Below are 20,742 nucleotides of genomic sequence, written 5' to 3' on the forward strand. Positions count from 1 at the left end.
AGCCCGAGGACGTTATTTGCGCCGTCCCGCCGTTGCGAGATCCTCAACGAGCCTTTAACAAGCCAAAATCCAACAGGCCTTCTGCTACAATGTTATGAAAGTCGTTCGATGCAGGACAGGATTGAGGTCAACCACTACGGCTCCCGCTTCAGGGACCATTGGAAGGTCCGTGAAGGAACCTTGGTCTCAACGTCCTTGCCGAAGTCGACAGGCGTGACGATCGCCAGGGTTACCGCCGGGGCGAATTACGGTCTCGTCCAACCTGTTCCCGCCCAAGACGGATTTGCACTATCACTCGAACTCAAGAACTTCGAACGAGGAGAACTTTGGCTCGATGGGCGCAAGCGCAAGCAGGAGCAGCTATGGGAAAATTACAGTGTCTTCTATGATCTGCGGCATGACGTCGAGGCCCATCTAGAAGATCCGTTTGATTTCATCCAATTCCACGTCACGCGGGCCTTCCTGGACGAGCTAGCGGGCAACCACGGCGTCTCCCCAATCGGAGACTTGACCTTTCAGACAGGCACTGGCGTCGACGATCCCATTATCGCAAGCCTCAGCAAGATCCTCTTGCCTGCTCTCGACAGGTCGCACGAAGTGAGCCTTCTGTTCGTGGATCACATCACCATGGCGCTCTGTGCTCACATCAGTCAACAGTACGGGGGGGGCTTTGCGCCGTTGGAGGCCGATCGTGGAGGGCTCGCTCCACGGCAGCTCCGCCGGGCACAAGAGCTCATCGACAGCAGTCTCACCGGTGATATCTCTATGTCAGAGATCGCGCAGCAATGTATGCTGACGCCGAGCTATTTCAGTCGGCAGTTCAAGCGTTCGACCGGTTTAACGCCTGTTCAATGGCTGCAGAGACGCCGCGTAGAGACAGCGAAAGCCATGTTGTGTGATCCGAAGCTCTCGCTTGCGGATATCGCTGTGGCCTGTGGCTTTGCGGATCAAAGCCATCTTACCCGCGTTTTCGGCCAGCTAACGGGCTCAACCCCGAAGGCTTGGCGCAAACAAGCTAGCCTTTAGAGAGAGCGACTGACACGAGAGCGGCTGCACAGTCCAGTGATATGAGACGCAACGCTTGGTACTCGCGAGCTTACGGGATCGTGCAGCCGCCATCAAAAATCCAGCCCCTTTTCCAAGGCTCCCACTGGAAGTGGGAAACCTCATATGGATCGGTTTCGATGGACACCCGCTTCACATGATGAACGGCGAGAGAGTCAGATTGAAGTCTGAGGGTTGAGTTTCGCAGATCCGTGTCGTCGTCGGCAGGAGTGCTTGACCCGCCTCCGTCGCAAATCTGGGGTAGGGACGAGAAAGGAGCCGGTCTTCCTGATATGCTCATGCGGCGAGCAGGTGAAACTGCTCCGCGAGGGACGGCTGCCGATTGCAGGCATACTTCGCCTGCTGCTTGCGCATCATGTGGATCATCTCGATCCCACCGAGGATCACACGGGCAGTGGCCATGGACTGGAAGCCCAGCATCGGCCGCCCCCGCCTCTTGATGGCGCGGTGATCCTGCTCAATGCGATTGTTCAGGTAGGCACTTCGCCGGATCCGGATCGGCTTCAGCTCGCGCCTTGACCGGTCCTGAAGCCGGCTTTCCGGATCGCAGGCCAGGATCGCCTCGCGGTTGGTCTGGCTGCCGTCGATCACGATCCGCTCGGGCCGGCTATGCCGCTTGAGTGCTTTGCGCAGAACCCGTTTGGCCGCAGTGAGGTTTCGCTGGGCACTGAACCAGAATTCGATCGTGTCGCCATTGCTGTCGATGGCTCGATAGAGATATTTCCATTCGCCTCGGACTTTGATGTACATGCATTCGAGTAAAGGGCAAATTGGTCTACCTGTACCGTGCCGTTGATGCAGCCGGACAGACCATCGACTTTCTGCTCTCACCCAGGCGGGATGCAGCGGCCGCCCGGCGGTTCTTCCGCAAGGCTTTGGGACAGCCGCATACGGGCAATCCGCGGGCCATCACGGTCGACAAGAACGCCGCTTATCCGATTGCAGTGAAAGCCATGAAACGGGCCGGAGAACTCTGGCGTTGCGCCAAACTCCGGCAGGTGAAATTTCTCACGGATGTATTTGACAAGCCGTTTTCGATAGCAGACAGCTCTTTTGTCTTTCGCCACTGCCCTGCAGTCGTTCGCGTCCAACCGCTCACTGTTGATTGGAGTGCGCCAGGGCCTGACGAGAGGCGCGCTGGGGCTGCCTGGATTGCAAGAGCGCAGACGGCTCGGGCCTACCGGCGAGTGGATTGGCAGGGCTGGTTTTGCTATAGTTGACAGGCTCGGGTGACCCCGGAGCGAAGAGCAGGGCGTGAGGTTGCAACCCTGCCGCGCAGCTTAGGATCGTCGCACCTCATTGGCGGCACCCGAGCACCCTTTCGGCGCTCGCTGTTTCCAGGTGGCCACCGACTTGCCGCGCTTGTTCCTGATACGGACGAAGAAAGCCCGCAGTGGGCCAGGTACGCCGGAGATCACCCAAGCGGCTTCAACCAGCATTGACCGGGCGTGCGCCCGACCCTGCCTGCTGATGCGGCCATGATAGGCGGGCTTGTCGCCGGACTGCCGCACCTTCGGATTGAGGCCGAAGTAGCTCACCAGCTTTTGCGGCGAGGAGAAGCGTGTGATGTCGCCGATCGCCGCCAGCACGCTCATGGCCACCGTGGCATTCACCCCCGTGATCGTCATCAAGCGCCTGACCTGTGGATCATCAAGGGCCTTCTGGGCGAGGCTCTTGTCCAGCTCCGCGAGCTCGGCCCCAAGCCGATCCAGTTCACCGGCATGGCGCAGCACGACACGACGCTGATCCTCGGCGAGCGGGAGGGCCTCCAACCAGGCCCTCCCGCGTTTCGAGAACAGGCTGCCTTGATAGGGTGGGATCAGGTGAGCATGCAGAACCGAGTGGATCCGGTTCTTGAGGCGGGTCATCTGCGCGACCAGTTGGGTGCGTTCTGCCGAGACACGGCGGCGGGCCTCGGTCTCCTCGTCCGGCATCCAGACTTCGGGCAGGAACCCGCTGGCATGGAGCTTCGCCAGCACGCGAGCATCAATCTTGTCGGTCTTGACCTTGGCCCAGGCGATCGCCCGCACCAGGTTGGGATTGGCAATCACCACCCGTGCCACGAACGGCGACAGCAGGCGCACGATGGCGCTGGTGTTGCCGTCGGCTCGATCGTGCCAGCGTTCAGATACTTTTTGATGGTGTTGCGAGACAGGCCAGTCCGCCGTGCGTTCTCCCGGATCGGCAGCTTCTCCCGGAAGGTCATCAACTCCGCTTGGGTGCCGCTGAAGCGGATCAGAAAATGCGACGTGCTCGTGCTAGACCTATAGCAGAGCCATCCCATCTCGAGACCGACACGCGGTAATCTGGTGGCGCCTGTTCCCGAAAGCCGGATCCATGAACCTCATCAACCGATGGCAAGTGACTGTGACTCCCTGTTGACGCTTGACTCATTCATAACTCGTCGGTTATGGATAAGTTAGATAGCCGAATGGTTATGAATTCCGATGCCATCACCGCACGATGTCCTTTTCAGAGCGCTCGCCGATCCAACCCGGCGGGCCATTTTCGAGCGGCTATGCCGCGACGGAGACCAGACGGTGGCGGCCCTGACCGCCCACGCTGGTGTTTCGCAGCCTGCCGTCTCAAAGCATCTCGGCGTCCTGAAGCAGGCTGGCTTGGTGCGTGACCGCCACCAGGGTCGTCAAACGCACTACAGCGCACTAGCGGGTGCCTTGGCCCCGCTGATCGATTGGACAAGCCAGATGGCCGGCTTCTGGCAAAGCCGGTTCGACGATCTTGAAGACTTGCTAAAGAGGATGGACCAATGAACGAAATAGTGACCGAGACGCGCTCGGTGGTTGTCGAGCGGGAGATCCCTCATCCGTCGGAGAAGATCTGGCGTGCACTCACCCAGCCGCACCTGATCGCGGAGTGGCTCATGAAGAATGACTTTGCGCCTGCCGTGGGCCACCGGTTTAATCTTCGTGGAGACTGGGGCGGGGCGCTGGATTGCGAGGTCCTGGCCATCGAGCCAAACAGCCTGCTGTCCTACACCTGGAATTTCACGCACGACGATCCGGCCTTCGATCTGCGAAGCGTTGTGACCTTCACTTTGACCCCAACGAGCACCGGAACGCTTTTGCGCATGGAGCAGGTGGGCTTCCGGCCGGAGCAGAAGCAGGCCTACGGGGGGGCCCGGGCCGGGTGGCCGGGGTTCTTCGCGAACCTGGAGCAGGTCTTGGCGCGCATCGATTGAAAGCCGCTGCCGAGCGGATCAGGTGATCCGCTCGGCTCATGTTTGGAGGAAAGCACAATGAATTGGAACACATGGGTTCGGCAGGGGCACCGCTGGCTGTCGCTCGCCTTTACGGTTACCGTCGTCGCAAACTTCGTTGCCATGGCGCTGGGAGAGCCTCCTGCCTTAGTGGTCTATGCGCCGCTGCTCCCGCTCTTCCTGCTCTTATTCACCGGTCTCTACATGTTCGTGTTGCCATATGCCGTCAGGAGGAAAACTAGACGACAGCTTGCCGAACAGGGGTGACCAAATTACTGGTAAGTCCGGAACACCGCCGGATGAGCTACGGACCAGGAGTGTCTCCGTATGGAGGGAATTCACACCGTGTGAACGTTCGCCGCCGGTACTCCTGAGACGTCGCCACTCGGTTCGCTTCGGCGCTTGGGAGTTTACATTCGCTGCGCGGCCGCAAAGTGGAGGATTGACCTCTGTATGGACCGGCCGTGCGTTGCAAGAGGCTTTGTAGATGGTGACGTTGGTCTTGCGACGCACGGCTGGTCCCGAAGGGGCACGGGGCGGATGCAAATTCGGTGTCCGCTGCGGCACTTGAGATCAACTCCGCATTTGCACCAAGCCAGCCCAAGACCGTTGCGGCCAGTATTTCGGGAGTGTAGCGCCTCGTGTCGAGGAAGCGGGTGCCGTCTGGCATTGCGTCCTGTGCAGCCAAGCAGCGATTGACCTGGGTCAAGCGCCACTCCCGGACCTGCTCATTCCGGGCGCGATTGGGAGACATCGTCTGGAGTTCAATCCGCTGACGCAAAACTTTTGTATCGACGGAGAGGAAAACATGAAGGACGTCCTCACCAGACCGAGCTGATGCAGACAAACTGCTGAACCGCCTAGGGTGAGCAGACTCTAGGTGCATTCCATAAAGGGCCTGCGCGAAATTACCTTATAGCAGCCATCTAAAAATGTCAGGGCCCTGCCATGTAGGAATGTCAGTTCCAGTTCCCCCTCCCTGCGCATGGGAGGGTCAGGGCCATGACGGTAATCAGCATGAGGACTGGGAACTGTATCGGCTGCGTGTGGTGACGGATCTGATCGCGGACCGCCGGACCGCAACGAAGGCTGCCACCCAACTCCATCTAACCGAGCGCCCGGTGTAGCGCCTGCTCCGCCGCTTCCTTCAGGACTGTGCCGCACTTGAGGTGTTCCGGCTCGCGTGCCGCGCAAATCGGCGTTGGTACTCGCGCGGAGTCAGTCCGGTCTTGCGCTTGAAGAGCTCGCGAAATGTGCTGAGATCGCCATAGCCGATACGTTGGCTCACGCCTTCAAGGCTGGCGTGGCCCGCCTCGAGCAACCGCTTGGCGACTTCGATACGGAGGGACTGGAGATATTCCAGGGGCGTGTCACCCACTGCTTGCTTGAAACGTCGGTTGAGGGTCCGTTCGCTGACGGCAAGATAAGCTGCGAGTTCGGACAGCCGAAACCCGTGTTGAAGTGTTGCCTCCATCCGGATCTGAGCGCGGGCGACAAGGCGATCGGAGTGTCCATGCTCGTCGAGCAACGTCGCATATGATGCCTGCGACACACGATTGGTGTCAATCAACAGGGCCTTGGCGGTCGTCGTGGCCAAATTGGCATCGCCGATCATCTCGACGAGGCGCAGGGCCAGGTTGAGAAAGGATGTCACAGCGCCGGTACAGAGAACGCGATCCTGTTCGGTCATAACTTCATTGGCTCGAAGTTCAACCCTTGGGTACCGCCGGGCGAAGTCCGTAGCCCGATCCCAGTGGGTAGTGGCAATACGGCCATCAAGTAGTCCCGCTTCGGCCAGCAGATAACTGCCGGTGCAATAGGAAGCTACCACCGCGCCCGCTGCGTGTTGCCGCCGCAGTGCAGACGACAGTGCGTGCAGTTGCTCGCGCCGGGAGACAAACTCCTCCATGTCGGCGACGAACGGTGCGGTCACCAGAATTGCGTCGGCCCGCCCGCGGGCATCGATCCTCCCGTCGACCGCTACGGTTTGACCCGAAGCACTATGCACCGGTTTGCCATTAAGAGATTCCACACGCCACCGGATCGGCTGGAACGGCTGGCGACGGTTCACAGGGCTCTTGGCGGCAATGCGGTTAGCTGCTGCGAAGACGTCGATTGGACCAGATACGCCCGAGGCCAGGACACCATCATATACCCAGATACGGATCATTCTCATCTATGTCTGATCTTCCTCCAAAGATGGCGATCCTGCCAATTTCTGGCGGGCCTGTGAAGACCTAAACTGGACGTATCGAAATGGCGAATGGAGTTTAGGGATGCCGATGCTCGATGCATTTATTCCGGAAGGCGCGTTGTCGCCCGCCGCGGAAGCACGGTTGCTGCAGGAGGTCACGGACCTCTTGATGCAGCACGAGGGGATTGATCCGGCGAACGAGAAGGCGCGGGCGGTGAGCCTCATCTTCCTGCATAGGCCGGTAGTGTATGTCGCGGGAGCGCTGACGACCTCGCCGCGCTATCGATTCATCCCTTCCGTGATGGAAGGCCTCTACGATGACAAGCGGAGAAGCGCGATCGTGCGCGAGATCACTGAAGCAGTGTCTCGGGCGGAGGGAGCGACGTTCGAAGACGTCGCACCGCGCGTTTGGGTGTTCCCTACCGAGATCGCAGACGGCCGCTGGGGTGGTCGTGGCGTGATCCGCCGGCTTCCGGAATTCCTCGCCTATGCGCTCGGCGACGAGGCGAGCGCCGATGGAGCCCGTCGCCTGGCCGAGCGGCGCCGGCAAGAGGCGGTGGCTGTTCTTGAGGCCGCGCGAGGCGCTGCAGCCACTGAGGCGTCATAAAGCGGCGAGTCGCGTCTTGCCGCTGCCCAAGGGGCCGGTGATGAAGGTCAGCGGCTGGATGTCGCGCAGCTCAAACCGTTCGCCGCCCCACGGCCACGGCAGATTGACTGCCATGCTGAGACTGGGGGAGCCGCTCAGGCCCGAGAGCTCTCCGGCCGTAGGCACATGGCCTTGAGCAAGGTCGACCCGGAGCTTGCGGATCTTTTTGATTGCGCCGTTCGTCTGACGAACTTGCTCCTCAAGCCGCTCTTGATGGGCTGCCAGGGCTGGCTCCAGATCTCGCGGGTTGGCACCCAACACGTGCGCCACCTGGGCGAGGCTTAGGCCAAGCGTCCGCAACGCCGCGATGTCGGCGGAGCGGGCCATCTCGCCAGGATCATAGGCCCGCCACTCGGTGCCGAGCGGATCGGGCGACCAAGTCGCGCTGCTCATAGAGGCGCAGAGCCTTGGTGGAGACGCCGAGCCGCTTGGCCGCTTCGGAAGGGCTGAAGAATTGGGCGGAAGAGCTCACGACGCACCTCAGTTTTGCTAACCGCTCCTCTTATCGAGGCTGCCCCAGGGGACAGATCAAGAGGATGCTCGCGCATATTTCGTCCTATCGCTTATGGACGACGTGTTGGAATTATTTGCGCGCCCGTGTCCGCGGTCCCCTTTCACGCGCGCATAGTAGGTTAGGCAGGCCAACAGCTGATCCAGGACATGCAGAGCCATAACGTGAACCGTGCTGAAGAGGCTGAAGAGGCGGCAGCGGACCTTGCCCGTGCGATCCAAGTCCTGTCGGAAGGGGATCTGCTTCGCCTCAAGGCGCTCGCCCGGCTCAGAGCCCGCAGCCTCCCAGGGGTCGAATGGGCGGACGTGCTCAACGAAACCATCATGCGCGCGCTCAGTGGCACGCGCCGGTGGCCACCTGGGGTGCCAATCATTAGCTTTCTGGCCTGGGCGATGCGAAGCGTCTGTGACGAATATTGGCGGAAGGCGCGACGGGAACGAAGCGTCATCGTCAGCATCGAGGTGAGCAGTGGTGGCTGGCCGCCCGATCAGGCCGACGACGCGCCCGACGCCGATCCCGAGCGCACCGCGGCTGCCGTCCAGATGCTAGCCGTTCTCGATGCCTTGTTCGCCCAGGATGAAACTGCCCTCAAGATCATTGCCGGGCTGGAGGATGGTCTGTCAGCGGCAGAGATCCGCCTTCGATATGGCTTGTCCGAGACGGAATACGACAGCGCGCGCAAACGCATGAGACGGACCTTGCTGCGCCATAACTTGAAAGGTTGGGAGCGATGAAGCGCCTCAGACCAGAGCAAAAGCTCGATCATGTCCTTGCCGATCTCGCTCAGGACATCGTCGACGCTGGCGATCCAGAACTCAGGCAGGCGGCCTCCGGCCGGTCTCTGCGAGCCACGCTCACGGAGATCCGGTCCATCGTTCAGGCGGCCGTCGCGCGTTGCGAGACGCTGCCCAACGCCGTCCCGACACAGGATGACACCATCGAGGACCAAGCTGATGACCGAGAATGAGCTTTCAATCGTCCGGCGTGCCTATGCCAAGCAGATCATGGCGGCCGACTGGCCGGTGGTCAGTCAACAGGTGGAGGATGCCTTTGCGGCCGTTCCGCGGGAGCATTTCCTAGGTCCGGGTCCCTGGCCGATCTTCCGCTTCTGGCAGAACGGTTATATGACCACGCCCAGCGCCGATCCGGTCTATCTCTACACCAACGACCTCGTCGGCATCGCCCCGGAGCGGCACATCAACAATGGCCAACCGTCCTTACACGCTCATCTCCTCGCCTGTGCGGCACCCAACGAGGGCGAACATGTCGTCCATGTCGGGGCCGGACTCGGCTACTACTCCGCGATCATGGCCGAGATGATTGGGCCCTCCGGGCAGGTGACCGCGATCGAGTACGAGCTGGATCTGGCGGCTCGGGCGAGGGAGAATCTCTCCCGCTATGCCAACGTCTCTGTAATCCAGGGAGATGGGGCCTCTGTGCCCTTCGAGCCGGCCGACGTGATCTACGTCAATGCCGGCACAACGAAGCCCGCCGACATCTGGCTCGACCGGCTCCGGGACGGCGGCAGGCTCATCCTGCCGCTGACGACCGACAAAAGCTTCCGATCGGCCGAACCCGGTCCGATCAGCCGCCGCGGCGCGGTCTTCCTCATCACACGCCGAGGACCGGATTTCCTGGCCCGCTGGGTGTCGCCGGTCGCGATCTATCCCTGCGCCGGCCTGCGGGATGAGGCCTCGGAGCATGCCCTGGCCGCAGCCTTCGAGAAGGGCGACTGGAAGCGGGTGACAGGATTGCGCCGCACAGCCAATCTTCCGGAAGAGCAGTGTTGGCTTCGGGCTCAGGGCTGGAGCCTCACCTACGAGGAGCCCGTCGCGTGAGGCGAATAGCACGGCATTCAACAGCATTGGATGCGCGTCACGAGGCGCGGCTTGCAGGGCTGCGCGCTCACCCACCCGGACAACCGTAAGCCTCTCATCGAGGTATGCTTCATTTCCTTCGACACCGGTCCAGGTCCTGAGTGCTGACGAGTCGTTCGTCCGTTCCCCGAAGGAGAATGCGCATCCTCACCGCCAAGAGGACCGCCAGCAGCGATGCGAGCCCGAGAAGAAGGCCCATGTCACGGAAGGCCGCGCTATAGCCGAACCAGCCGACCCAAGGCTGGCTGGCCAGCGGTGACAGGAATTGCCCTAGAAAGATGCTGGCCGTCAGCCCGCCTGCGACCCGCCCGCGAACCGACGGTGGGGCGAGCGTCATGGCACCCGCCATGAGGCCCGGCATGACGCAGCCCATGCCCGCCCCCGTCGCGACGAGTCCAGTCAGGACGAAGGCATGGGACGCCGCGGCCGCAATGATGCCGTAGCCCACAGCCATGAGACCGAAGCCGAGACCGAACCCTCCGAGGATCCCGATCCGGTTCCGGAGATAGCCGTAGCCCAGCGAGGCTGCCGCGATCGCAAGATTGAAGACGCCGAGCGTCATCCCTACGACACCGGGCGAGGTGACGCCGAGAGCGTAAAGATGAAAAGGGAGCTGGGTAGGGATCAGATAGAAGATCAGGCTGTTGAAGGCCGCTGCCAGAAACAGAACCGCGATCGGCAGCCAGGGGAGCGCTGCTGCCGGCTCCGCCGCCATCATCTGGCCTGTGCGCCTCGGTTCGGCGAGGCAGACCACGACGGCGGGAAGCACGATGAAGGCAAGCCCATAGATCGCGAAGGGGGCCCGCCAGCCCGCTTCGGACAGGAGGCCTCCGGCGCTCATGAACACCAAGCCGCCCACACCTGTGAAGGCCGCCTGTAAACCTATGAAGCGATCACGGGCCGGTCCAGCATAAAGATCCCCGATGAGGGCTGTTGTGGCCGTCATGATCCCGGCCACGGCCGCCCCTAGCACGGCTCGTCCGAAGAGCAGCCCGTGCAACGTGTCGAGGACAAGACCGGACATGCCGGCGAAGCCATAAAGAAGAATGGCACAGACCAGGACACGCCAGCGTCCGAAGCAGTCCGTGAGGCTGCCTGCCACCGGCGCCACGCAGGCGATGACGAGAGCCGGCATGGTGATCAGGAGCCGCGTCAGCAAGGCTGCGTTCTCTGTGCCCGCGAACGCCGCCTCTATGGCAGGAAGCCCCGGCGAGATTGCCGTCGCGGCCATGATCGTGAGAGCGCTCACGCACAGCAGCGTGACCGCGGATCCACGCGGGCGGGGAGGTCGCCCCTATTGCGCGACAATCTGGATTGGAAGTGCGCGACGATCAGGATGGTGATTGGCTGTCGCGGCGGGCATAATGATTGTCGCGCCGCGACACAGATGCAAGCGCTTTCTTGATTGTCGCTGCGAGCGTCAATCAGGATGAGGTCTTGATTGTCGCGCGTGTCGGCGGGCGTCCCGGTCCGCGTTTACGCTCGATGGCGGTTCGGCGGCGATAGCTCTCGACATTCATCTCAAAGATCGTCGCGTGGTGAATCAAACGATCCACCGCGGCGAGTGTCATCGCCTGATCCGGAAAGATCTTCCCCCATTCGCCGAAGGGCTGATTGGCCGTAATCAAAAGTGAGCGACGCTCGTACCGGGCGCCGATGAGTTCAAAGATGACGCTGGTTTCTGCCTGATCCTTGCTGACATAGGCGAGGTCATCCAGGATCAGCAGATGGTACTTGTCGAGTTTGGCAATCGCCGCCTCGAGCTGAAGATCCCGCCGTGCTGTCTGGAGCTTCTGCACCAGATCGGTGGTGCGGGTGAACAGCACCCGCCAGCCATTCTCCACCAGGGCCAGGCCCAGGGCTGCCGCCAGATGCGATTTGCCCCCGCCCGGCGGGCCGAACATCAACAGATTGGCGCCTTTCTCGAGCCAACTGTCGCCGGCCGCCAGCGCCATCACCTGGGCCTTGCTGATCATCGGCACCGCGGAGAAGTCGAAGCTGTCGAGGGTCTTGCCGGGCGGCAGCCGGGCCTCATCGAGATGGCGCTGGATGCGCCGGCTGGCGCGCTCGGCCATCTCGTGCTCGGCCAGAGCCGCCAGGAAGCGGGCCGCCGGCCAGCCCTCCTTGTCGGCGCGGGCGGCGAAATCCGGCCAGATCGTCTTGATCGCCGGAAGCCGCAGATCGTTGAGCGCCAGGGTCAGGCGACCGGCATCAATCGCATTAGGGCTCGTCATGCGACCTCTCCCTGATGCCCGCGGGCGAGTTCCTCGTAGGCACTGAGCGGCGCATAGGAGACCACGATGTCGGGCACGGCACCGGCATCCGGACTGAACAGCGCGCGCAAGCTCTTGAGATCCGGCAGCCGGCCGGCCGTCAGATCCGCATCGAGGCGCGCGGCGAGGTCGGCCTCGCAGGCGCGCTCATGCGCCAAGGCCAGCAGATCGACCATGGTGCGGCAGGCGGTCCGGGTGGGAAGCTTGGCGCACATCGCCTCGAACGCCCGGGCATAGGCTTGCCGGGGGAAGAGCTGATCGCGGTAGACCAGCCCCATCAGGGCCATGGGCTTGCGCCGCAGCGAGTGGATCACGTGCCGGTAATCAACCACATGCCCGTGCCGGCCGTTGGGATGGGCCCGCCCGCGCGGCAGCGTCATCTGGTGCGTGCCGCCGAGATAGACCTCGAGCCGATCATCAAACAGGCGCACCCGCAGCCGATGGCCGATCAGGCGCGAGGGCACGCTGTAGAACACCTTGCGCAGCACGAAGCCGCTGGTCGAGGTCACCGTGACGATGGCATCCTCGTAAGCGGCGGTGCGTCGGTCCGGCAGTTCCTGAAGGGCAGCGCGCTCGACCTCAATCCGTGGGGCATTGCGGGCATTGCGGCGCCCGACCACCTCGTCGACGAAGCGGCGGTAGGCATAAAGATCGGCGAAGTCGCGTGAGCCGCGCAGCAGCAGAGCATCCTCGATCACCTTCTTGAGGTGGCCGTGCACGCTCTCGATGGCGCCGTTCTCGTGGGCAATTCCGGCATTGTTGCGGCTCGGCTCCATGCCGTAATGGGTGCACAGGGCATCATAGCGCCGGGTCAGATCCTCGCGGGCGTCGCGATCCAGATTGCGGAAGGCCGCCGAGAGACTGTCGCTGCGGTGCTCGCGTGGGGCGCCACCCAAGGCCCAGAGGGCATTCTGCAGCCCCTCGGCGAGTGCGACATAGCTTTCGCCGCCGAGCACCACGTGGGCATGCTCGAAGCCGGAATAGGCGAGCCGGAAGTGATAGAGCCGGTGCTCGAGGGGCTGGCCGGCAAGGGTGATGGCCAGATCGGCCATGTCGGTGAAGTCGGACAGGCCCATGCGCCCGGGCTCGTGCACCTGGCGGAAGATGACCTCCTGCTCGGGACCATGCAGGGCACGCCAGGATCGGACGCGGCGCTCGAGGGTGCGGCGGATGCCGGGGCCGAGGTCGGGATGGCGGCGCACGATCTCCTCGAAGAGGGCCACGGGGCGCAGGCTCGGGGCGGCTTGGAGCAGCGGGACGATCTCGCTGTCCCAGACACCCGCGAGCGGATCGGGGCGTCGGCGCCCGCGCGGGGCTTTCCTGTGGGAGGGCAGCCGCGGGTCCTTGTCGATGCGGGAGGCGGTGGAGGGACTGAAGCCGGCCTTGGCAGCGGCGATCGGGGCGGTGTTGGTTTGGCGAAACTTCATGTACAGCCTCATCTGGCAGTCGGTGATATGGCGGCCGGGCAAAGGGTGGATTCCTCATTGGCGTGAAGACATCCAATCCTTAGCCGGTCGGCCGCGACTGCCAGACGGTGTGGTCCTGACGGATCACACCGTCGCCGCTCTCGCCCCCCTTAAGAAGCGACAGCGGCCTCGCATCTCATCCTGATTGCCGATCAACTGCCACCCTGATCGCCGCGCGGCACGCCCCGGATCGGAGAGGCCAACCGATGTGGTGCGGGCAGCAGAGTGCTCCAGCCGGGAGGGATTCACAACCTTCATGCCGCCATCTCGCCGTACGGGGCAGCCCGACGGGCCTCGCGCAGGACGAAAGCCCACCAGCGCAGGCGCGACGCCATGGTGGCCATGGCGCTTCGGGCATCGTCAGCGTCGATCAGCCGACCGTCGGCGTCGAAACGGTGCCAGGGATTGGCGAAGCTCACGCAGTCCCGGATCGTGACGGCATGAAGTTCGGCGAAGACCAGGCGCAACTGCTCGACCGCGCGCAGACCTCCGGAGATCCCCCCATAGGACACGAAGGCCACGGGCTTGGCCTGCCACTCGCGATGGGCCGAGTCGATCAGGAACTTGAGCGGGGCCGGATAGCCATGGTTGTACTCAGGCGTGACGACGATGAAGGCGTCGGCATTGCCAAGCCGCTTCCTGAGCTCCGCAAGGGCTGGGTCGTCGCTCGGCCCGTGACGGGCAGGCAGGTCCAGCTCGGCTGGGTCGATCAGGTCGAGGAGGAAGTCGTTGCGGCTCCAAATCTCGTTGGCGGCCCAGGTCGCGACCCTGTCGCAGAAGCGGCCTTCGCGCGTGCTGCCGTAGATCAGGGCCAGCTTGATCGGATCGTTCATGTGTTCAGGGCTCCATGCTTGCCAGTGACGGAGGCCCAGTGCTACGACCTCAACTAAGGTTGAGGTCAAGGAGCTTTTCATGGGCAGGGTGACACCGGAGACGTCCCACCGGGAACTGACCGTGGGCGAGGTCGCGGCCCGGAGTGGGGTAGCCGTGTCCACCCTCCACTTCTACGAGGCCAAGGGCCTGATCCGGAGCACCCGCAACCAGGGCAATCAACGGCGCTATCCGCGCGAAGTGCTGCGGCGAGTGGCGATCATCAAGGTGGCGCAGCGCACGGGCATTCCGCTGGCCGAAATCCGCGAGGCGCTGTCGACCCTTCCGCAGGGGCGCACCCCCACGGCGACTGACTGGAGCCGGCTCTCGGCCCAGTGGAAGGCCGATCTGGACGCGCGCATCGCCCGGCTCACACGACTACGCGACCAGCTCAACGACTGCATCGGTTGTGGGTGCCTCTCGACAGCGGCATGCCCACTGCGCAATCCGTTCGACGAGCTCTCGGAGCAAGGGGCGGGACCACGGCTCCTGGATCCTACATAGGGGTTGGTGATGCCTGCTGCCGAATGGCGAACCGGTCGTTCAGGCAAATGGCATTGTTCCAAATCTGTGAATCAGCGTCGAATGCTGTCCCCACTCTAACCGCCATTCAGTGCATAATGCTGCTAGCGACTTCATAGCACCGGCGGATTTACCATCGCGCCGATCGTGACCCGATCAAGTTTCCAATTTTTTTCGTCAAACCAAGGCATTACGCTTCTCTCACGAAGGGTCAAAGTTCGGTGCTGCCTCACACTCGGAGGCAATGGAAAGCGCCCGATCAAAGGCGGATGTTTGACAAAGGGAGATCAGGTTGAAGCAGAGCATCGCGCATATCGCTCTCGTGGTTCGAGACTACGACGAAGCCATCGACTTTTACGTCAACAAGCTTCGGTTTGAGCTGGTTGAGGACACGTACCAGCCGGAGCAGGACAAGCGTTGGGTTGTCGTACGCCCTCAAGGCGATGGAACGACGTCCTTGCTTCTGGCACGCGCCTCCACTCCCCACGAGGAGACATTCATCGGCAACCAGGCTGGCGGTCGCGTTTTCCTGTTCCTTCGGACTGAGGACTTTCAGAGGGACTATGCCGCGATGGTTGAGCAGGGCATCAAGTTCGTTCGCGAGCCAAAGGAGGCTCCCTACGGCACCGTCGCAGTGTTCGGGGATCTGTACGGCAATCTGTGGGATCTTGTTCAATTCACGGACGGCCGGGACTGAGGACCCAGCAGACCGGCTCAATCGGGCCGACTTATGGTGCAGAAACAAGACCTGCTTCTGGCGCTGCCCTGCTGGCGAGCTCTCCTTTCAACCAGTCGCGGAATGCCCTCACTGCCCGTGTCGGAGGTGCCGACAAGGAGGTCACAAACCAATATGCGATCCCGGTGGCGTAGCGATCCGGGAACGGAGCGGACAGGCGACCCATGGCGATGGCATCGCAGGCCAGCGTCTCCCAGCCGAGGAAGACACCCTGGCCCGCCACCGCCGCGTCCAGGCAAAGCGAGGCGTCCGAGAAGACGGGGCCGTCGCCAAGGATCGTCTCATCGAGACCATTGGGGCCAAGCCAGGCGTCCCAGCCAAACATCGGGGTTGGTTCGCGGATGATCGGAACATGGGCAAGATCGCGGGGATGGCGCAGCCGCTCGGCAAGGACCGGGCTGCACACCGGGAACACGAGCTGGTCAAGCAGTTGCTCGGCCCTGACATTCGGCCAGTTGCCGCGGCCAACCCGGATGCACACGTCCACATCCGACGCGTTTGGATCCACCAGGGCAACGTCCGCGTCGATGCGAATGCGGATGTTGGGATGGAGGTCACGGAAGCGCTGGAGGCGCCACACCAGCCACTTGCTGGCGAAGACGGGAGCAACCGAAACGGTGAGAACGCCCTCGCGCCGACGGTCGCCGAGGGCGAGGCCGGCGGAGATCTCTGCGAAGCCCGCGCTGAGGTAACGCAGCACTTCCTCTCCAAAAGGTGTTGGCCTCAGCCCCTTGGGGTGGCGCTCGAACACCGGGCGGCCGAACTGCTCCTCGGCCTTGAGCACCTGCTGGCTCACCGCCCCGATGGTGACGCCAAGTTCCCCGGCCGCTGCCCGCAGGCTACCCAGGCGCCCGGCGGCCTCAAGGGCACGCAGCCCATTCAGGTGAAAGCGGTTCAGGTTCTGCATATAGCTTTCCTACACTCCGGTGCAGGAAAACGCGATTTCTTGCGTGAGGCAAGTGGCCCAGACTGTAGGCATGCTTAACCTAATCGCACTCACCAAACGGCTTAAGAGCTCCTGAGGTTTCGAGAGGAACCTCCCGGCTGGGAAACAGAACGAGAGAGAGATCCGTACTCTCATCCCATTCTGCAACGCATGACATCCGACGAACTCGCCGACCTGCCGTTCGAGCGAGACATTCCGCTGGCAAGCTCCGGCCAGGGGCCAATTCGGCTTCCTTGGCCAAAGCGGCACGATGAAGCTTCGCTCCCTCCTCCGATACAGGGTTCTAGCAGCAGACGGTGATGGTTGGGGCTCGCTGTTAGTGCTAACAACCGAGGCATGGCCTGTTGCTGGAGGCGCTCCTGCTCGCGGCAGCGGTTGGTCTGGCCAGCTCCGGATGGACCATCTCGGCCGCAATCCTCCCAGTCGTGGCCGCGATGGGCGTGCAGAACACCGCCCTGCACCCGATGAATGGTGTGCGGCTGGGCGTGACCTTCATCACCGGCACGCTGGTGAGCCTGGGGCAGGCGTTGGGTCAGACCCTGACCGGCAGGGCGCAGCCACGACAATTGGGAGGCCACGCCCTGCTGTGGTGTGCTTTGACCACAGGGGCCGCGGCCGGCGCGACCCTGCACGGCGCCTTGGGCCCTGTGGCCCTGTTTGTTCCGGCCATTCTGGTCACCGGCCTGGCAATGCTCAGTGCGCTGGCGGTGCTGGGAGCCGAATCCCGACGAGGGGGTCCTCCGCAAACATCTTCATCGCCGCCGGTCCGGCACCGCGTCGATCCACGCCAGGACCGCCCATCCGTGTGGCCTTACTACTGAGGCTTCCCGCAAGCAAACCCGACATCTCAACTGGAACCGACAATGCGCAAGATCGACCCATTTTTCCTGCTGATCATGGCGGCCGTCGCCGTGGCTAGCGTCCTTCCTGCGCAGGGTGCCAGCGCCGAGATCCTCGACACCCTGGGGATCATGGGCATCGCGTTGCTGTTCTTCGTGCACGGCGCGGCCCTCCCGCGGGCGGTGGTGATCCAGGGACTCGTGCAATGGCGGCTGCACCTCTTCATCTTCGCCATCACGTTCGTCGTGTTCCCAGTGGCCGTGCTGCCATTCGGCGTGCTGCCGTCGGAGTGGATGCCGGCGGACCTGCTGTTGGGCTTTCTCTACCTGGCGGCGCTGCCGTCGGCGGTGTCATCCTCAATCGCATTCACCGCCATGGCCAGGGGCAACGTACCGACGGCCATCTGCAGCTCCGCAGCGTCGAATGTCTTCGGCCTGCTGCTAACGCCGGTATCGCTCTCGCTGCTCACCCGGATGTCGGTCAAGGGCAGCTTCGACCTCACTACAGCCCTGGGCGACGTGATCCTTCAGCTTCTGGTCCCCTTCGCGGCTGGCCAGATCGCGCGGCCATGGCTGGCCGGCATCATGGCTCGGCACGAGTCTCGGATCGGCCAGCTTGACCAGGGTGTCATCCTGCTGATTGTCTACGCGGCGTTCTCGCAGTCGGTGATCGACGGCCTGTGGTCACGGCTTCCGCCGGCCAGCTTAGCCCTAACAGCGGTGCTGTGCTTGGTGCTGCTGACGTTGGTGCTGGTCGTTACGGCCTTCATCGCCCGCCGGATCGGCTTCTCCCGGAGCGACGAGATTGCGGCGGTGTTCTGCGGCTCCAAGAAGAGTCTGGCCTCAGGTCTGCCGCTGGCGAAGGTCTTGTTCGCGACTGCTCCAGGCTTCGGCATGATCGTGCTGCCGATCATGTTCTACAACCAGATCCAGATCTTGGTCGGGGCGGTCCTGGCGCGCTGGTACGCTCAGCGCATCGCTGCCGCATGCAACCCGGCGGAATGACTGTGAGACGAAGGCCGATCCTGTTTCGCTGATATGCCACCAACATCTATTTCGACCCGGGCGCTAGGCTCCACAACAATCGTGCGAGGCCCAACCCTGCTCTGGTGAAGCAAGAGATGCTTTAGTGATCTGATCCGACCGCACGATTTATCCTAGGGAGAGCAGCACGTGCATAGTAAAGACAAAGCATTGACTCTTGCTTCGATGATCTGGAGTGAGCGGCTGTTTTGGAATTGCACATCCGGATTTAGATCAGATGGGCGCGCAGATTTTCCTTTGTGTGAGATGTACGCCTTCTTTGATCCTATTTGCGGGAATCGAAGAACAAGCCATGTGGAAATAGCGACAGGGCTGCTCTGTCCCTGTTAATCATTGCGGAGAACAAATGGGGCGTTGACCAGAGCCTCGCCCCTGATCCAAGTCTGCTGCACCTGCAGGCTCCCATCGAGGAGAAGGAGATCGGCGCGATAGCCTGGTGCGATGCGGCCCAGTTCGTGATCGAGGCGCAGGAACTGCGCCGGAATCAATGAGGCCATGCGCAGCACGTCCGGCAGGCCGAGGCCGAGCCGTTGCACGCTGTTGCGTACGGCGCCCGCCATGTCGAGGTCGGAGCCCGCGAGCGTTCCGTCCTTGGTGGTGAGCCTGCCGTCCCGGCGGTAGATGGTGCGGCCGTGCAGGTCGAAGCTGATGAGATCGGTGCCGGTCACCGACATGGCGTCGGTCACGAGCATCATCCGCTCCGTGCCCTTGGCCGCGATGGCCACGCGCAGAGCGGCATCGCTCACATGGTGCCCGTCGACGATGAGACCGCACCATGTGTCCGGGCTGTCGAGCGCCGCGCCCACCGGGCCCGGATCGCGCCCGGCCATGGGCGGCATGGCGTTGTAGAGATGGGTGAAGCCGCGCAGGCCATGGCGCGCCGCTTCCACGATGGTCGCGTAGTCGCCCGCCGTGTGCCCGGCGCAGACCAGCACGCCCGCTGCCGCCAGACGCGCAATCGCCGCCAGGCCGGTGCGCTCGGGCGCCAGCGTCACGAGGGTGCGGCCCTCGGTGAGAGACGTCAGGATCGCGATGTCCTCATCCTCCATGGGGCGAATGAAGGCGGGGTTGTGCACGCCCTTGCGCTCGGGGCTGATGAAGGGGCCTTCGAGATGGATGCCGAGAACGCCGGGAACGCGCGCCGCGAGCGCCGCGCGCATGGCCTCCACGGCCTCCGCCATGGTCTCTCGCGTATCAGTAATGAAGGTCGGCAGAAGGCCTGTCGTGCCGTAGGCGCGGTGCGCCTCGGCAATCGTCCGGATGCCCTCGACACTGCGGACATCGTTGTAGAGCACGCCGCCGCCGCCATTGACCTGCACGTCGATGAAGCCGGGCGCGAGCAACCCCTCGATGCGCTGACGTTCGATCCCGGCGCCGAGATCCCGTTCATGGGGCAGGCCGATGATGCGGCCGTTCCCGATCACGACGGCGCGGCCGTCGAGCATGTGCGCGCCGTCGAAGACGCGGGCTCCCACGAGGGCGATCGGCATCACACGGTCTCCGTCACCTTGCGCAGGCGCGGCGGGCTGTCGGGATCGCGGCCGCGCGCCAGCGCAATGGCATTCACGAGGGGATAGAAGCTCTGGATGAGGGCAATGGGGGCAAGATAGGGATGCGCATCCTCGCCCCCCGGCAGCGTGACGCCTGCGGGACCTTCGGCGGCGCCGGCGACGATCACCGGGACGCCCTGCTCGTTCAGCTTCGTGACCAGATCGTTCACGCCGATCAAGGTCTCGTCCCGCTGGCTCAGGACCAAGATCGGGAAGTGATTGCCCGCGAGCGTCCAGGGGCCGTGCATCAGCTCGGCGGCGCTCATCGCCTCGGCGTGCACGCCGGAGGTTTCCTTGAGCTTGAGGGCGGCTTCCTGGGCGACGGCGAAGCCCACGCCGCGCCCGACGACGAACAGGTTGTCGGCGTCGGAGAGCACCGGAAGCGCCGCCGACCAGTCGGTCGCGGCGGCCTTCGCCAGCACGTCGGGCAGGGTGTCGAGGGCCTCGAGCAGCGCCCGGTCCTGCGACCAGTGCGCCACGAGCTGCAATCCGGCCGCGAGTGCCGCGATGAAGGATTTCGTGGCCGCCACGCTCTTCTCGGGGCCGGCGTGCAGCGGCAGCACGACCTCGCAGGTGGAGGCGAGCGGCGAGGTCGTGTCGTTCACGAGCGCGACCGTCAGGGCGCCGTCGTCGCGCCCGGCCTGGGCAAGGTTGAGGATGTCGGGGCTGCGGCCCGATTGTGACACGGCGAGGAAGAGGGCGTCGCGCATGCGCGGGCGCGCCTCGTAGACGGAGGTCACGGACGGACCGACGGAGGCGGTGACGAGGCCGGAATGAATCTCGAGCAGGTATTTGACGAAGGTCGCGGCATTGTCGGAGCTGCCGCGCGCGCAGGTGACGGCGAAGGGCGGCGGGGAGGCGCGCAGGCGCTCGCCGAGGTCGCGGCACAGGGGCGCATTGCTCTTAAGGAGGTGCGCGACCACCTGCGGAGCCTCTTGGGCCTCCCTTAGCATCACCGTTCTGACGTTCGATCGGTCCGACATATC

Annotated in this window: 22 protein-coding genes and 3 pseudogenes; 13 read left to right on the forward strand and 12 right to left on the reverse strand. The window is 63.3% G+C overall.

Going from position 1 to position 20,742, the window contains the following annotated elements:
• The first annotated feature begins 108 nt into the window (after positions 1 to 108).
• Positions 109 to 1,026 carry a helix-turn-helix domain-containing protein gene (locus U0023_RS24710; protein WP_009492061.1) on the forward strand — a complete coding sequence of 306 codons (918 nt, stop codon included), beginning with the start codon at positions 109 to 111 and terminating at the stop codon, positions 1,024 to 1,026.
• A gap of 315 nt (positions 1,027 to 1,341) precedes the next feature.
• Here U0023_RS24710 and U0023_RS24715 read toward each other — a convergent pair.
• Positions 1,342 to 1,812: pseudogene (locus U0023_RS24715) on the reverse strand (IS6 family transposase); the annotation flags it as partial.
• On the opposite strand from U0023_RS24715, the pseudogene U0023_RS35920 reads away from it, so the two are divergent.
• A pseudogene (locus tag U0023_RS35920) lies at positions 1,812 to 2,093 on the forward strand (DDE-type integrase/transposase/recombinase); the annotation flags it as partial. The pseudogenes U0023_RS24715 and U0023_RS35920 overlap by 1 nt on opposite strands.
• 315 nt (positions 2,094 to 2,408) lie before the next feature.
• Here U0023_RS35920 and U0023_RS24725 read toward each other — a convergent pair.
• A pseudogene (locus tag U0023_RS24725) lies at positions 2,409 to 3,173 on the reverse strand (IS110 family RNA-guided transposase); the annotation flags it as partial.
• 339 nt (positions 3,174 to 3,512) lie between these two features.
• On the opposite strand from U0023_RS24725, the gene U0023_RS24730 reads away from it, so the two are divergent.
• From U0023_RS24730 to U0023_RS24740, 3 genes are read left to right on the forward strand one after another with little or no spacing between them, the layout of a single operon-like run.
• Positions 3,513 to 3,836, forward strand: coding sequence for an ArsR/SmtB family transcription factor (locus tag U0023_RS24730; protein ID WP_040638568.1), 324 nt, complete (start codon positions 3,513 to 3,515; stop codon positions 3,834 to 3,836).
• The gene (locus tag U0023_RS24735) at positions 3,833 to 4,264 is read left to right on the forward strand and encodes an SRPBCC family protein (protein ID WP_009492069.1); all 432 of its coding nucleotides are present in this window, start codon (positions 3,833 to 3,835) and stop codon (positions 4,262 to 4,264) included. Before U0023_RS24730 ends, U0023_RS24735 begins: the two co-directional genes overlap by 4 nt.
• Positions 4,265 to 4,321: 57 nt before the next feature.
• Positions 4,322 to 4,549, forward strand: a complete 228-nt coding sequence (locus tag U0023_RS24740) for a hypothetical protein (RefSeq protein WP_009492071.1) — start codon at positions 4,322 to 4,324, stop codon at positions 4,547 to 4,549.
• Between the two features lie 880 nt (positions 4,550 to 5,429).
• Here U0023_RS24740 and U0023_RS24745 read toward each other — a convergent pair.
• A complete protein-coding gene (locus U0023_RS24745) occupies positions 5,430 to 6,458 on the reverse strand; it encodes a GlxA family transcriptional regulator (protein WP_009492075.1) in 1,029 nt (342 codons plus the stop codon).
• Between the two features lie 100 nt (positions 6,459 to 6,558).
• On the opposite strand from U0023_RS24745, the gene U0023_RS24750 reads away from it, so the two are divergent.
• Positions 6,559 to 7,083, forward strand: a complete 525-nt coding sequence (locus U0023_RS24750) for a tautomerase family protein (RefSeq protein WP_009492077.1) — start codon at positions 6,559 to 6,561, stop codon at positions 7,081 to 7,083.
• Here U0023_RS24750 and U0023_RS24755 read toward each other — a convergent pair.
• A complete protein-coding gene (locus tag U0023_RS24755; RefSeq protein WP_245272944.1) occupies positions 7,078 to 7,449 on the reverse strand; it encodes a MerR family transcriptional regulator in 372 nt (123 codons plus the stop codon). The two genes, U0023_RS24750 and U0023_RS24755, sit on opposite strands and share 6 nt — an antisense overlap.
• Before the next feature lie 10 nt (positions 7,450 to 7,459).
• Positions 7,460 to 7,594, reverse strand: coding sequence for a MerR family transcriptional regulator (locus tag U0023_RS24760; RefSeq protein WP_245272945.1), 135 nt, complete (start codon positions 7,592 to 7,594; stop codon positions 7,460 to 7,462).
• Positions 7,595 to 7,797: 203 nt separating this feature from the next.
• Between U0023_RS24760 and U0023_RS24765 the strand changes: the two genes are divergently transcribed.
• The 3 genes from U0023_RS24765 to U0023_RS24775 are packed head-to-tail and all read left to right on the forward strand — an operon-like array spanning position 7,798 to position 9,471.
• On the forward strand, positions 7,798 to 8,367 hold the full coding sequence (locus tag U0023_RS24765; protein WP_040638798.1) for a sigma-70 RNA polymerase sigma factor region 4 domain-containing protein: 570 nt from the start codon (positions 7,798 to 7,800) through the stop codon (positions 8,365 to 8,367).
• Entirely contained in the window at positions 8,364 to 8,600 is a 237-nt protein-coding gene (locus U0023_RS24770; RefSeq protein WP_009492083.1) for a hypothetical protein, read from the forward strand. The genes U0023_RS24765 and U0023_RS24770 overlap by 4 nt, the downstream gene beginning before the upstream one ends.
• The gene (locus U0023_RS24775; protein ID WP_009492085.1) at positions 8,587 to 9,471 is read left to right on the forward strand and encodes a protein-L-isoaspartate O-methyltransferase family protein; all 885 of its coding nucleotides are present in this window, start codon (positions 8,587 to 8,589) and stop codon (positions 9,469 to 9,471) included. Before U0023_RS24770 ends, U0023_RS24775 begins: the two co-directional genes overlap by 14 nt.
• Before the next feature lie 109 nt (positions 9,472 to 9,580).
• Here the strand turns inward: U0023_RS24775 and U0023_RS24780 are convergent, their stop codons facing one another.
• The 4 genes from U0023_RS24780 to U0023_RS24795 form a co-directional block, all read right to left on the reverse strand.
• The gene (locus U0023_RS24780) at positions 9,581 to 10,759 is read right to left on the reverse strand and encodes an MFS transporter (RefSeq protein WP_154661067.1); all 1,179 of its coding nucleotides are present in this window, start codon (positions 10,757 to 10,759) and stop codon (positions 9,581 to 9,583) included.
• A gap of 175 nt (positions 10,760 to 10,934) precedes the next feature.
• Positions 10,935 to 11,744 (reverse strand): IS21-like element helper ATPase IstB, encoded by an 810-nt coding sequence (istB, locus tag U0023_RS24785; RefSeq protein ID WP_009492089.1) that lies wholly within the window; start codon positions 11,742 to 11,744, stop codon positions 10,935 to 10,937.
• On the reverse strand, positions 11,741 to 13,252 hold the full coding sequence (gene istA, locus U0023_RS24790; protein ID WP_085985156.1) for an IS21 family transposase: 1,512 nt from the start codon (positions 13,250 to 13,252) through the stop codon (positions 11,741 to 11,743). Before istA ends, istB begins: the two co-directional genes overlap by 4 nt.
• Positions 13,253 to 13,503: 251 nt before the next feature.
• Positions 13,504 to 14,082, reverse strand: coding sequence for an NADPH-dependent FMN reductase (locus U0023_RS24795; RefSeq protein ID WP_009492093.1), 579 nt, complete (start codon positions 14,080 to 14,082; stop codon positions 13,504 to 13,506).
• A 79-nt stretch (positions 14,083 to 14,161) separates the two neighbouring features.
• Between U0023_RS24795 and soxR the strand changes: the two genes are divergently transcribed.
• Together soxR and U0023_RS24805 are read left to right on the forward strand one after the other, a co-directional pair.
• A complete protein-coding gene (soxR, locus tag U0023_RS24800) occupies positions 14,162 to 14,623 on the forward strand; it encodes a redox-sensitive transcriptional activator SoxR (RefSeq protein ID WP_009492095.1) in 462 nt (153 codons plus the stop codon).
• Between the two features lie 310 nt (positions 14,624 to 14,933).
• Positions 14,934 to 15,338, forward strand: a complete 405-nt coding sequence (locus tag U0023_RS24805; protein WP_009492097.1) for a VOC family protein — start codon at positions 14,934 to 14,936, stop codon at positions 15,336 to 15,338.
• A gap of 31 nt (positions 15,339 to 15,369) precedes the next feature.
• Here U0023_RS24805 and U0023_RS24810 read toward each other — a convergent pair whose 3' ends face one another.
• On the reverse strand, positions 15,370 to 16,284 hold the full coding sequence (locus tag U0023_RS24810) for a LysR substrate-binding domain-containing protein (RefSeq protein ID WP_009492099.1): 915 nt from the start codon (positions 16,282 to 16,284) through the stop codon (positions 15,370 to 15,372).
• Positions 16,285 to 16,667: 383 nt separating this feature from the next.
• On the opposite strand from U0023_RS24810, the gene U0023_RS24815 reads away from it, so the two are divergent.
• Positions 16,668 to 17,144 carry a DUF1275 family protein gene (locus U0023_RS24815; protein ID WP_009492101.1) on the forward strand — a complete coding sequence of 159 codons (477 nt, stop codon included), beginning with the start codon at positions 16,668 to 16,670 and terminating at the stop codon, positions 17,142 to 17,144.
• Between the two features lie 42 nt (positions 17,145 to 17,186).
• A complete protein-coding gene (locus U0023_RS24820) occupies positions 17,187 to 18,167 on the forward strand; it encodes a bile acid:sodium symporter family protein (protein ID WP_009492103.1) in 981 nt (326 codons plus the stop codon).
• Positions 18,168 to 18,532: 365 nt separating this feature from the next.
• On the opposite strand, the gene nagA is transcribed toward U0023_RS24820, so the two are convergent.
• A complete protein-coding gene (gene nagA / locus U0023_RS24825; protein ID WP_322883835.1) occupies positions 18,533 to 19,696 on the reverse strand; it encodes an N-acetylglucosamine-6-phosphate deacetylase in 1,164 nt (387 codons plus the stop codon).
• Positions 19,696 to 20,739, reverse strand: a complete 1,044-nt coding sequence (locus U0023_RS24830; RefSeq protein ID WP_407667436.1) for an SIS domain-containing protein — start codon at positions 20,737 to 20,739, stop codon at positions 19,696 to 19,698. The genes nagA and U0023_RS24830 overlap by 1 nt, the downstream gene beginning before the upstream one ends.
• Positions 20,740 to 20,742 lie beyond the last annotated feature (3 nt).

It is taken from the genome of Microvirga lotononidis, from assembly GCF_034627025.1.
GTDB classification, from domain to species: domain Bacteria; phylum Pseudomonadota; class Alphaproteobacteria; order Rhizobiales; family Beijerinckiaceae; genus Microvirga; species Microvirga lotononidis.